Origin of the sequence: Haloarcula mannanilytica (assembly GCF_005406125.1) — an archaeon.
GTDB lineage: Archaea > Halobacteriota > Halobacteria > Halobacteriales > Haloarculaceae > Haloarcula > Haloarcula mannanilytica.
The window spans coordinates 30,316-43,388 of sequence record NZ_BIXZ01000013.1; the positions used below are offsets into that span (position 1 = coordinate 30,316).

Annotated in this window: 9 protein-coding genes; all 9 read left to right on the top strand. The window is 56.6% G+C overall.

Features of this window, described 5'->3' with window-relative positions; all coding sequences use genetic code 11:
- Positions 1 to 2: 2 nt before the first annotated feature.
- The 9 genes from Harman_RS19590 to Harman_RS19630 all read left to right on the top strand — a co-directional run bounded on the left by Harman_RS19590 (position 3) and on the right by Harman_RS19630 (position 13,068).
- Entirely contained in the window at positions 3 to 2,069 is a 2,067-nt protein-coding gene (locus tag Harman_RS19590; protein WP_137685377.1) for a hypothetical protein, read from the top strand.
- Positions 2,066 to 2,899 carry a hypothetical protein gene (locus tag Harman_RS19595; protein WP_137685378.1) on the top strand — a complete coding sequence of 278 codons (834 nt, stop codon included), beginning with the start codon at positions 2,066 to 2,068 and terminating at the stop codon, positions 2,897 to 2,899. Before Harman_RS19590 ends, Harman_RS19595 begins: the two co-directional genes overlap by 4 nt.
- A 2-nt stretch (positions 2,900 to 2,901) precedes the next feature.
- The gene (locus tag Harman_RS19600; RefSeq protein WP_137685379.1) at positions 2,902 to 4,575 is read left to right on the top strand and encodes a hypothetical protein; all 1,674 of its coding nucleotides are present in this window, start codon (positions 2,902 to 2,904) and stop codon (positions 4,573 to 4,575) included.
- Complete coding sequence (locus Harman_RS19605) at positions 4,575 to 7,832, top strand: VirB4 family type IV secretion system protein (protein ID WP_137685380.1); 3,258 nt, start codon at positions 4,575 to 4,577, stop codon at positions 7,830 to 7,832. The genes Harman_RS19600 and Harman_RS19605 overlap by 1 nt, the downstream gene beginning before the upstream one ends.
- A gap of 5 nt (positions 7,833 to 7,837) precedes the next feature.
- On the top strand, positions 7,838 to 8,212 hold the full coding sequence (locus Harman_RS19610; protein WP_137685381.1) for a hypothetical protein: 375 nt from the start codon (positions 7,838 to 7,840) through the stop codon (positions 8,210 to 8,212).
- A complete protein-coding gene (locus tag Harman_RS19615) occupies positions 8,209 to 8,688 on the top strand; it encodes a hypothetical protein (protein ID WP_137685382.1) in 480 nt (159 codons plus the stop codon). Before Harman_RS19610 ends, Harman_RS19615 begins: the two co-directional genes overlap by 4 nt.
- Positions 8,685 to 9,440, top strand: coding sequence for a relaxase/mobilization nuclease domain-containing protein (locus Harman_RS19620; protein ID WP_137685383.1), 756 nt, complete (start codon positions 8,685 to 8,687; stop codon positions 9,438 to 9,440). The genes Harman_RS19615 and Harman_RS19620 overlap by 4 nt, the downstream gene beginning before the upstream one ends.
- The gene (locus Harman_RS19625; protein ID WP_137685384.1) at positions 9,430 to 11,634 is read left to right on the top strand and encodes a type IV secretory system conjugative DNA transfer family protein; all 2,205 of its coding nucleotides are present in this window, start codon (positions 9,430 to 9,432) and stop codon (positions 11,632 to 11,634) included. Before Harman_RS19620 ends, Harman_RS19625 begins: the two co-directional genes overlap by 11 nt.
- A gap of 1,068 nt (positions 11,635 to 12,702) precedes the next feature.
- The gene (locus tag Harman_RS19630; RefSeq protein WP_137685385.1) at positions 12,703 to 13,068 is read left to right on the top strand and encodes a helix-turn-helix domain-containing protein; all 366 of its coding nucleotides are present in this window, start codon (positions 12,703 to 12,705) and stop codon (positions 13,066 to 13,068) included.
- Positions 13,069 to 13,073 lie beyond the last annotated feature (5 nt).

Consider the following 13,073-nt stretch of genomic DNA (forward strand, 5'->3'; position numbering starts at 1 on the left):
CGATGCCAACCCTCCGCTCACTGCTGCTGGTCGCAGCCCTCTGCTCGCTGTTCTCGACAGCCGCAGCTGCGGGGCCTACGTCTGCCACTCTCAGTGGTCCGGCCCAGATTGAGCGGGGGACGGCACATTCTCTCACCCACGGGAGTCACGGTGGTGTGGGGGTATTCCAACAAAACGCCACTGCACGGAATAGCTCCAGCGGGGAGAGACCACAAGCGAACGACATTGACAACAACGAGTCCAGTGTCCAAGATCCACCAGATAACGGGACGGAAGCCAACGAAACCAGCGATAAAGAGTCCGTTGACCCGGAGTCAGCGACGAACCAGACAGAATTGAACAGATCCGTCGACGTAGGGTCGAGACGACAGAATCTCAGCGCAAAAGTCTCGTGCTACGAGAACGCCTCGAATCCACCAGCGAACGCGTCTGTCGGGGACAACGCAACGGCAGGGGTCGTGCCACCGAACAGGTCGTACAACCACAATCACACCTACTTCCGTGCGCTGTGGTCTGGCGACCAGGACCACCCAGACCAGACACGGGCCGACCGATCAGATGCCGAGAACGGCACGCTAGCCGTCCTGCCCTCATGCACGGGAGACATGCCTTCTCGTGCGCCCTCGAATCTGACGCTGTGGAACCGGCCTGAACACGATTCGTTCCGGACTGGGATCGAGAATTCCTCGCGACCAGTCAACGTTACCAACACTCGCTCTGGACTCTGGATTCGTGACGCCTACGTCGCGTTTTTCAGCATCGAACCGTCGACGGTTGTCCATCGACCATCAGGAACAAAGCGGCTCGTCCGTCCGAACGGGACCGTCCGTGCAATCCATGACTACCGGTTAGTCCTCTCGGAGGTCTTCGAGGACGACTTCCGGGTCCTGAACACGTCGACAAAAACGACGCTGTACGCCAACGGAACCGAAATGGACAACAGCACCGCTGCTCAGCCCACGCTGGACTACACGAACATCACCGGGACCACTGAGCTCCGACTGGTCACGACAATCTCAACGAATCTCACGGAGATCGACGATGACGACATCGACGAGTACGGGCTCACAGTCACGGACTCACGCACGGTCCACGTCGAAAACCTGTCCGAACGGGAGGTGGTCGTCGAACCTGGCGTCGTCCCGAATGGCAGAGGGACCAAGACCGACGACTATCGGATTGGGACCGAAATTCCTGGCAGTTGGCAGCGCGTACGCTTTGATGCCGGATACGAGGTTCAGAGTCAGTGGCGGTTCTACACTCGCTCACCGCCCGGCTGGGAAAACTGGTCAGAGAACACGGCGACGCCAGTGCGACCGCTGGAGACCCACGCTGTCCGGGTTACGGAAGGGCCAGAAGTCACGGTCAACCGCGTGCAAAACGAGAGTTCGGACGGTTGGCAGTTCGTGCCGTCGCTCGAAGCAACGTATCCGATGAACGCGACGGGGAACACGACCGCCAACGGGACCAACAGGGCTACGCTCCCACCAGAGATTCGGATTAATCGCTCGGAGTCGTTCACGAGAGCGGATCGGTTCACGATTCGGAGCGCGGAACCGCTCCGAACGGAGACCTTCATGATTCACGGACTGGTCCGTGGGAACAGCATCGAGCAGCCAACGGACTCGACGAACCCGACGCCAATTCGGGAGGTCAACATCACCTCCGAGGTCGTCAACTCGACCGACAACTCGACGGACCTGCTGGTTCGGGTCAAACCAAAATCTGGGTTCCCGATTGCAGCGGGGAACGTCACGGTTGCGACCGGACAGGATAGGGTCGAACGATCGTTCTCTGGTACGGACGAGATTGCAGTGACCGTTGACCAGGGCGAGGTTTCCTCAGCGATAGTCACGTACAGCCCGAATCAGATCTGGTGGGAGCAAGGGCGTGCTGTCCCAGTCCGGGACACCCAACAGCGGGTCGCATATGAACTCAATCTCCCAGACCTTGCAGAGTTCATCGACCTTGCTGTGGTGACGCTCCTGACACTGTTGCCGGCTGTGCTGGCGCTGTATGGCTACGACGTGTGGACGAGAGGCAAATTCATCGGTTGGTATAATCCATGACACACAAGACTATACCACGAAATAGCAGTATCGACCGTAGAACAGTGCTTGGACTCTTGAGCGGGAGTCTTGCTGCCCTTGCAGGATGCAGTGGGCTGGCTGCTGACAGCGGTGAAGGCGGCGGGAACGCCGGCCCGCCCGAAGAGCAGTCCGAATACATCGAAGAGACATCGATTGGGGTTGTGGAGAACGGCCGCCAATTGGCTCTGGAGGTAGCTGTGACTGATGAGATCAACCCTTCATCGGTCAGTATCATCACAGAGTCCGGTCGGGAGTTCTCCAGTGACTATTTCAGTCCTGGCGAGACCAGGACACGCCTCTCGCTAACAGAGGGAGAAGACTCACATGAGCCATTGCCACGGGGACAGCACAAGCTCTATCTCCGTGGGGATGATGTCGAAACTGAACTCCCACTCGAACTGGGCACTTCGTTCAAACTTGACGAAGTCGTCCCTGGGACCGAGCATGAAGAGATTCGTGACGATAGTTTAGGAGTGATTGTTCGGAATGTGGGACAACGAACTGGCGCAGCAGTTCGGACGATTGTCAATGGAGAAAACAAAGACAGTGATCCGTTTGCTCCGGTAAAGCCCGGCGAAACCGGTGTTGTCGAATTCACATTCCTACTTAATGATCGAGTGGCTAATTGCGTAACAGTTGAAGAAACAACCGAGAGAGCTGAGGAATTAAGAGTTGAATTCCTTTGGAGTGACCCGGTTATACTCACCCAAACGATCAGCTACGATAACTCAAAGGGGTGTAAAAAATCTCTAGTTGGCGAGCCAGAAGAAATCACTGCAACCTCAGCAGAAACGGAGATGGAGACGTAGTAATGCAAGCGGGAATTGGTGAACAAGTCGTTCAGGAACTTGTCGAGAGGGTGATTGAGGAACTCTCGTCGGCAATCTCGTCCGGTATCAGTAGCTTCCTTAATGAACTCAGATCGGACATAACTGAGTATTTGGAGGGGTTTTTCGAGTGGCTTATTGATCCGATGGTAGGAACACCCTCTCCTGAAGGGCCCAGCTCGTCAGCCCCTGTGGACATCGCGTTTGAATCTGCAACTAACGCCCCGTGGGACTCGCTGATCTCGAATATATACTTCGACTCAATCGTTGGGTTAGCGATCGGTATTCAGTTTTCTGTCTTGGCAATGATTGGACTTAGATATGGGTCGATGAATCCAGTTGTCCGGAAGAAACTCCTACGTCGGCTTGGGGTTGCATTTCTTTCGCTGTTCTTCTGGCTTCCAGTAGCTTCACTGGGGACCCAGTTTTTCGATGCTATTGGTCGTCAGATCTATGCTTCGGGACACACCGAGGCAGAGGCTGCTGCCCTGATTAGCTCAGTTGAGGAGATCGCTTCGCTCAGTCTGGGGATATTCGCTGTCCTCATCGTGGTAGGGCTGTACGTCTACCTCAAGGCGGCGTTCATCTTCATCGCCCGGTGGATTTTGGTCTTCCTGCTCACGCTGTCGATGCCGCTAGTCGCGACGTTCTGGGCAGTGGAAGTCTGGCCACTCAATCGCTTTTCGGGACTGGCGAAACAGGTCGCCGGTGCGTATCCCGGCGTCCTTGCTGCGGGCATCCCGCCTGCGATCTTGATCCGCATGAGCTTCGAAGCGACAAACTGGGGACTGGCTTCTGACCTGTCGCTGTTCATCAGCCTCGTCACGCTGTACCTGGCGGCAAAGTCCCAGAAAGTCCTCATCCAGCGGAGTAGCCGCGTTGCAATTCAGGTGAGCGAGCAGGTCCTTGCCGGCGGCAAAAAGCCGGTAAAGATCGGAGCGGCGGCTACTGGTGCAGCGGCCACAGCCGGCGCTGGAGTGGTCGGTGGCCCCGGCGCAGCAATGGCGACGGGTGGCACGATTCGAGCTGCCTCAAGCGCCGCGAAAGGACGGATTGGTGGCGCTGCCACGGGTGCCCAGATGGTCCATCGCCAGATGGCAGCCAACCCCGCTGGCATGAAACACAGTTCCAGTAACAGTGGCACCATCGGATCCGGTCCCGGTAGCGGTGGGAACAGTACCAACGGCTCTGGTGGCGGCTCAGGCGGTTCAGGCGGGTCCGCTTCGCCTCCTACCGGCGGCAGTGGGTCCGGCGGCTCCGGCGGGTCTGGTGGCTCTGGCAGCTCCTCGTCACCCTCCAACAGTAGTGGCGGTGGGTCCAGCGGAGCTCCTGCTGGAAGTGCGCTTAACAGCAAGTTCACAAATTCCAGCAACGGAAGTTCGCCTTCTAGCACCTCCAGTGGGGCCGACAACGAGTCGATGAGTGAGCGCCAAACCAAGCGCAACACTGGCGATACCAGAGTGTATGACTCCGATGTCGATCCGCCGTTCTCCGACGAAGACTTCTCAGAAAACGGGAGTTTGGAGGCCGAAACAGAGGACTCTGAGACGTTTGACTCGCTTGCAGACGTGTTTGCGAGTGACGCTGACAAACTCGGACCGGACGTGTATCGAGATGGAATGCCGGGAACAGACACAGACGACGCGGAGGACGACTAATGGCTGACAATCAAGACGACTACAACACGAACATCATTCACGAATCTCTCGGAGATACGACCAACTTCTGGGGGGACTACACGCTTGGGGAACTCATCTTGTTCCTCATTCCGCCGTTTGGCTTCCTCATCGCCATGGGGATGCCGTTCGTTCCAGCGGCGCTGTTCTTCCCAACGCTGGCTCTGACGGCGCTCGCTGAAGTGATCCTCTACATTCTCCACAAAGTCCGACCGGACCATTATCGGCTCACGGAGTGGCTACGAGTCAAGCTATTCTGGCTCGTGAAAAAGCGGCGCTACACCCACGGTGCGGGCAATCAGGATGCTCGGCAGGTCACGCGACTTGAGCGGATCATGCCCCACGGCATCGAGCGCGTTGACGGGGCGTACGTTGGGGCAGTCGAAGTCGAACCTGCCAATATGGCGTTGCAAGACGACGAGAAGTGGCGCAAGGCGGTCAAGTCGCTCACGCGGCTGTCGGAGTCGCTGACTGGACGCGCGAAGCTCCACGTCACGACGGCCGAAGTCGATAATGAGTCCCACATCCAGTCCCACATTGACCGCCTCGAAGATCCCGACGCGAAGAGTCACCCAATCTTCCGTGGAGTCCTGTTGGAGTGGGTCAACCGCTACACTGACGATGAGGACGACATTGACGCGGAAACCGAACTCCAGCGCAAGTACTACATCGTCGTCTGGGTGACCGACGACGACATCCACGACCTCCAGATGACCGATGACTCCATCGCGGACTATCTGGCTGGGATACCCGCTCTTGGACGGTTGTTTGGTCGGTTCGATAGCGATACGCTGACTGACGCCGAGCGAGAGGAGTTCAAGGCCAAGAAACTCCACGACCGGCTTGGGACCGTCGACAGGGCAGTCAGCAATATGTACCGGTGTCGCAGCCGGTCGGTCAGCCCACACGAAGTGGCAAACCTGACTGAAGACTACTGGGCCTGTGAAACGCGGTCGGAACGCGACTATGCGGAAGCAGCGTCGCTCTCACCAGTGACGTACTCCGCCCGAGAACTCATCAAGCACGGCAAAGGGGCTGCCTCCCACGACGCTGCAGAGGGCATAGAGACTGACGACGTTGGAGGATCTGATTATGAGGCCGATGAGACCGATTTCGTCTCCCAGTTGCACAGGCCGGGCGAGAACCATCGATCGCTGGTCGCGCCGACAGATATCGATTGGGAAGCCGACCACGCGCTCATTGATCAGGAGACGTTCACGCGGTGCTTTTGGATCGAGACGTATCCAGAGCATCCGACCAGCGGGATGCTAGAACAACTGCTGCTGGATACGGACCTTGCCGTTGATGTCTCAATATACATTGACCCCTACGACCCTGACGCAGCCGTGTCAGTGATGAAAGAGTGGATCTCGTCGCTGAAGATGCTGCAGTCGGACATGGGAGAGCTTGAAGCGGAGGACATCGAACAGGAGGTCAACCAAGCGAAGTATATCCGGCAGATGGTCCGCCGGAACCACACGTCGTTGTTCCGCGTTGGCGTGTTCATCCGCCTGACCGCAGAGACCGAAGAAGACCTCCGGAAACAGACCAACCGGCTCGAAACGTTGTTGCGGGACTCGCCGTCGAACTGCGGCGTCAAGCGAACGACCCGCCGGCAGGAAGCCGGACTGGTGACTGTCTCGCCGATCGGGGCCAACGAACTCGGCCAGAACCGACTGTCCTCGATGACCGGGGAGGCGCTGGGCTCGCTGTTCCCGTTCTCGTCGAACTACCTCCGGATGGACCATGGCATCGAATACGGGCTGCACGGGCACAACGAATCTTCGCTGTTGATTGACCCATGGGCACTCGAAACCGGCCACTCAGAGCTGGTGACCGGGATGCCCGGCGGCGGAAAGACACACGGAACACAGGCTCGGGCGATGCGGATGCTGAAAAAGCGGTCGGACGTCAAGCAGATCTACATCGACCCGGTCGGGGACATGCACGGCAGCGCGCAGATGCTGGATGCAAAGACGATCACAATCAGCGGTGAGACGCCCCTGAATCCGTGTGAGATGCACCCGACGCCGGAGCATGTACTTGAACAGTCCCCGGATATGCAACCAGTCTCAGCGAAGAAAGACGAAGTGTACGGCGTCATCGAAAACTTCCTCCAATCGCGGGATGTTGATCTGGAGATGCACAGCGGGCTCATTACGTTCCTCATCGACACGATATTTGCTGAGTCCGATATCGACCCAGCCGACCCGTCAACGCATACGCCGGCGAACTCGCCCGACCTGAGTGACTTCCTCGAAGTGGTCGACCGCCTCCAGGAAGATCCGGGAATGTTCCCCGGTGCGACGACGGAGTCCTCCCAAGAGAAAATCCAGCAGTACGCGAACGAACTCTCGATTGCGTTGCATCCGTTCCGACCGGGGAGTACGTTCGGCAATCTCTCAAAAGAGTCGGACCTGCGGCTGATCGACGACAGCAGCAAAGCCGTCTATCTGGACCTCCAGCAGGTCGAAGGCTCGGGTAGTGGCCTCGGCAAGCAGTCGTTCATCATGCAGTTGCTGCTGTCGACGCTGTACCAGCAGGCGAAAAATATGGAGCAGAAGGTCGAAATCATCATCGACGAAGCCCACTACCTGTTCAACGACGACGCGAACTTGGAGTCGCTGAATCAGATCGCCCGCCACCAGCGCCACGCCGGACTACGTCTGGTTATGCTGTCCCAGACGCTGTCGGAGTTCGAGGACAAGGGTGCAGCCGAAGAAATCGCGGGGATGTGTCCGATCAAGGTCCATCACCGTGAGCCAGAAATGGGCGATGAGACTGCGAAAAGTGCTGGACTGACCAGCGAACAACAGTCCTACATCCAGCACGCCGAAGCCGGGAAGGAGTCACTGGGCGACGGACAGGGCTACTCGCAAGCGCTGGTCCGCGTCGACGAGCATGGCGACTACCCGCTGACGATCAAAACCTCCTGGGAGGAAAAACAGATCATTGACCTCGACGCCGACGCAGAGGACGCGTTTGACGATGTTGTCGCTGAGGGTGACCCGACTGTTACTGAATTCGAAGAGTTTGTCCACTCGAGAGCAGTCCAACAGGAGCTCACCAATCACGGACTGTCGCCTGAGAAGGCTGAACGCGTGCTGGACGGACTGAGCGAAGACGAGTTGGTGGACGCTGTGTCTGTGGCACTTGAGCAGGCACAGCCGGAGGCAGCCGCTGTTAACGGTAGTGCTGAGGAACAGACCAATCCAACACCAGTTGACTACATGGACTGATTCACATGAGCGAAAGTATCACGCTGTCGATGAGTGCAGAGAAAAAGAAACAGATCGTAACGCAGGCTGAGAAGAATGACGAAACGATCACCCAGTTCTTGCTCAAGGCAGCAGAGCAGCGTATTTCGCGTGAATTGCAGGAACAACGTGCTACCGAACTGGGGATTGAACAAGAACTGCAAGACCTTGCCGATAGTGTCACAGACGAAGTGAGCGCTGCAACGGATGTCGATACGGATCAAGAACTGTGCCATATCGTCGCATTGTGGGAGTTGATTTCGAGTGAATATGATCCCGAGAAGCGTGCTGCTGCAATGGAGGAAGCCCCAGAGAAACTGCAAGAGCAAGTAGCAAAGATCGGTGGAGGTGACAGCAAATGACGGATAGAGACGCTGTCATTCAGATATACACGACTAGCGAAAACAAGGAATGGATCAAAGAGCGGGCTGAGATAGAGGGTAAGACAGTCTCAGATATCGGCCACGATCTTGTTGAAGAGTATATTGACAGCGAAACTGGTGAAGCCCAGTTTGAACGGTACAGGACCGACACTCAACTTGAACTCCTCCTGGAGAATGTCCGAAGCGATATTATGGAAAATCTGGACGAGTTCAAATCCGAGTCGCTAGAGGAAATAAAAACTATCCAGAAAGTCCGGACAGCATACACCATCGCAATCTGGAAACTGCTACATGAGGACCACGATGACGCACATCTCAGATTAGCGATGAAATTTGCGACTGAGCGCATTGGACAAGAGCCAGCTACAGAGACACAAAACGAGAGTGAAACAGACTCAGGAGCACAGGGGCGTGAGTCTTCCGAGACCACCAATCCGGGAGGTGACAGTGCATGATACTCCAAACGGATTATCAGTGGAATGGAGCAGGAAACCTCGTTGACTACATGCGACGCGACCGAGCACAGGACGCTGGGGCGACAGTTGACCTACGGAACCCAGCCGGACGAGACCTATCTGATTCGGAAGTGGATCGGTTTGTCAACAAAAGCCAAGAGTTCGGATTCCAGCGGCACATGATCGTGTCTCCAGATCCCACTGGACACTATTCACCAGAAGAGGTGGATACTAACACTCGGGAAATTATGAACCGCGAGTTCGCCCGGCAGCCGACAACGGACTACGTGTACACTGTCCACCAGAATACGGAGTTTCCTCACGCGCATATTGCTGCCACTGCGGAGCCTGCAGAGTTAGAACTCAACCGGGATGAGATTCAACAACTACGTGAGCGGGCGGCGACGACGTTTGAAGAGCCTGCTCGGACAAAAGATCCGACAGCAACTGCTCACGACGCTCCGGAGAATCCCGGGCGGATAGTGGATCGAGAAGCGAGGGAACAATACCATGAGGCAGAACTGTCGCTGAAGCCTGATGCTGAAAAAGCGCTCAAGCGGGCCACTGAGAAGAATGAACAGAAGGAAGTCGGACAGTCCGTGGCTGACAAAGAGCGCGACGAGACCCGAACAGAGTCACTCTCAGAGCGCCGTGAGGAAACGCACGAAGGAGAGGCAGAAGCTGAACGTCAACAGGGACAAGAACGAGAGCGAGACGAACGCAGAATGATGGGTGGAGACGGTGAGTTCTAGCTCCTCTGCGCCACCAGGACAGCAGTCCGGGGAGGTCCCGAACAGTCTGAAGTACGACAATGTTGTTGGGTTCTTCTGGGCCGGATTCCTGCTGTTGTTCCCGCCGATGATTGTTGACGGTGATAAAGTGCTGCCAAAGCGGTTCTGGGCGTGGCGCTACATCTACCTTGGATTCGGACTCGTCAGTGCAGTCTTCTTCCATGAGGCGCTTGCTGGGACGCCGAGTGTCGCACTGCTGTTCCCGTTTGCTCACGTACTGGCTGCGATCTCTGTCGGGTCGCTGTTCGTCGATTTCACCGTTCCCGGTTTGTCGCTACCGATGGTCTCGTATTCGATTGCAGCTATCCTGTACGCGATCTCAATCGGCATTGTATTCTCTGGGGAATTGCTGCGGCGGACCTCTCCGGAAATGCTCGCGATGAATCAATGGGAGCACGATGAAGGGGAGTCCGTCGTCCCACTGGAAGACATCGCTCACGAACATGAAGAGGCCGAGATGCCGTTCACACTCGATCAAGATGTCTCAACGGCTGTTGTGGGTGAGACTGGAAGCGGGAAGACGTCGATGATGAAGCTACTAGCCTACCAGTTCCCCTACTACAGCGACACAGCTGTCATCGCCCACGATACCGGTGAGGACTTCAAAGAGTTCTACGAGGATCTTGGATTCGACGTTCAGTGTATCCGCCACGATGACAGTGACGTGGTCTGGAATCTGTTCAAGGATGCTGACTCAGAATCAGACTTCCGTGAGGTTGCCGGCGCGATCTTCGGGGAAGCCGATGGCCATGACCCGTTCCATCGACCGGCGAAGCAAACCTTCGCAGAGATGCTGCTGTACCTCCATCTCAGCGCAAAAAAGAACAACCGTCGTCATGCTCTCTGTCATGCTGATATTGTCTCGCTGCTCAACGGCGGTCACATTGCCCTCAAGAAGGCACTTGATGAGTTCGACCGGTTAGAATCGGGCCACATTGACCCTGACAAGGGCAAAGGCGCACAAAACGTCTACCAAACGATCAAGGAGAACGTCGACCCGGTCTTCACTGGCGACTTCGGGGAGTACGGGGAGTTCTCATTGCAAGAGTATATTGAGAATCCGGACGGCCGGGTCCTCATCATTGATTCGAACCCAACGGAACTGGAAACGCTCGGACCGATGTATCAACTGCTGGCAGACTGGTCAATCCGGTACGCGATGAACGCTTCTAATCCAACGGTCCACATCCTTGACGAGATTGACGCGCTGCCAGCACTCAGTCAGGTGACGAATCTCACAGCCCGAGGGCGGAAGCATACAGCTCGCGCACTGGTTGGCGTGCAAACAATCGGCCAGCTCAAGGACACGTACAGTACAATCTCTGGGATTGTGGGCAACTGCCCGCAAGGAGTTTACTTCGGTCCCGGTGACAGTGAGTCGACGGACTTCATCCTCGACGAACTCGGCGAGAGTCGCCAGTATGATCGCTCCGAGATGGTCTCGATGAGTCACCAGGGACGCGGCGAGAATCCACGGACGCAGGCTCGGGACACCTACCGTCAAAAAGACAAAACACCAATCACCTCTGGTCTGCTCCGAGACTTTCAGCCCGGTGAGTGCGTTGCCGTCTCTCGAACGACGTGGGTCCACGGGCAGTCCTACGAACTAGAGGACGTTCGTGATAGCCTCCCGGCACAAGGAGCGGAGTCGCCCGAGAGTTCGGAACCAGAGCCCACGAAGGACGACACCGACATAGAGAATGACAGCTGGTTCTCGTTTACTCGGGCACGACTTGATGAGGCACTCCGTGGGTCAGGTGGTGAGACCAAAGCCGATGAGTCCAAAAATAATCGTCCGGATCGTGGCCCCGAAGTGGAGCCGATTGTCGACGCTGCAGATGGGTTGGACGACGACGATTCGAGTGACCCACTCGACCAGGCAACAGCAAACACTGCTGTCACGTCTCCGGACACAGACTTCCCAGACCTGTCAGAGTTTGCAACTGAATCCAGTGGTCAGGATCAGGACCAGCAGTTGCCCGATGACGACGGGGACCACTCTCCTGATCTGGGTTCAGATCCCGGCAGTGAGGAGACAGAATCTGCTGAGACGGAAGAGAGTGGATCGGCTTCTGAATTGGATACTGACAAGAGTGAAGAGCAAGACGAAACGGAGTCAGAAGAGAAGGGGTACGATCCGGGCCAGTTCATGTGACTCATCTTCACTAGGGGCCACGACAAAGTATAGGCGTTAGAATAGTTCTGCAATTTCTCTTTTTGCTATCCCTTCACTGCTTCTCAGTAAAACAACTCTCATCACACAGAACCAGGGTTCTAATATAGGATTCTGGTAAAGTAACTCAAGCTAACTGATTCTAGCGAAAACCGCATGAGGGCGTCGGCTCTCTGGCTATCTGAATCTACCAGTCTAATAACTAATTCACAGACAACCGCAACACGTAACGGGTCTGATTCACAAAATAATCGGTTCTTTATCTTGCCATGCTTTGCAGGGCGGTCTGAGAGCGATTGTTGCGAGATATGTATAAGCAGTCTAACACTGGAGGTACGGCGACTAGTCTGCCACCAAACGGTAGTGACGACTGGCAGACAAACCCCATGAGAGAACCTGTTGGGACACAGACAGAAGTAACTTCCAATGCGGGATCCACATCGTGACGTGAACACAGTCGGGCAGCCCCACGAGAGGTCGTCTGATTTCATTGAGCCACGTAAGTGACCGGCGCGTCGACGCCGGGGCCACACCGATCATGGGTTCATCCAAACTCAGCCAGAGCTGGCAGACCCACGCTTGGGACAGACCCATGTCGACGCCGTACCGAACTCGACTCGTCGATCTACAACTGCGGGACACACCACTATGTCCGGAGCTTTGTATCCGAATTCCAACAGGTGAGGCAGACGTTCCTTTCGTGCTTCAACGCTTTCGCAATTTAGAGTCCGTGGCCGGCCGAGAACCGTCCGATTCTCGGTGGGGATCGCGCCCGCTACCGCAGACACGATGGACCGAAGTGAGGCGCGCGTCCGCGCCGAGCGCAGCGTCCCGTCGTCCGAGTGAGCACTACGAACGAGGGTTCAACAGATGACCAGCGGGAGCCTGTTCGTTCGTGTGTCCGAGCCACGGTAACCAGATGCTCGCTCTCGCACTTCTCTCTTGACGTTGTCGCACTCGCTCCGCTTGACCGGATCTCAGTCGACCATGTGCTCCGAACCATGTGGTACGGGCAAAATCATTATTACTCCCGGTCGACTTCTAGGAAGCATGAGTAACCGTGCTCGGAACAACGCCGGGGAGTACACGGACAAACTGACCGAACAGGACGTACTGAAAGCGCTTGATTACGAGATTACAGCGGAAGAGCCGATGCTGACGGTTGGCGAGATTCACGACGCGCTTGCCGCACACTTCGACATTGAGGTCAGCAGCGAGACGGTGCGCCGCCGGCTCGGCGAGATGAAGGAGCAAGACCTGGTCGCGAGCAAGACGTTCGGGGCAGCCGCGAAGGGCTGGACCGCGCTCGCCGGGCCGCAACTTGCCGACGACGTGCTCGCCGACATTGAGGCGACCGAGGGCGAGCTGGAGCGTGGCGAGACCATCTCGCATGACGAACTCTTCGGGGACGAGTAGACACG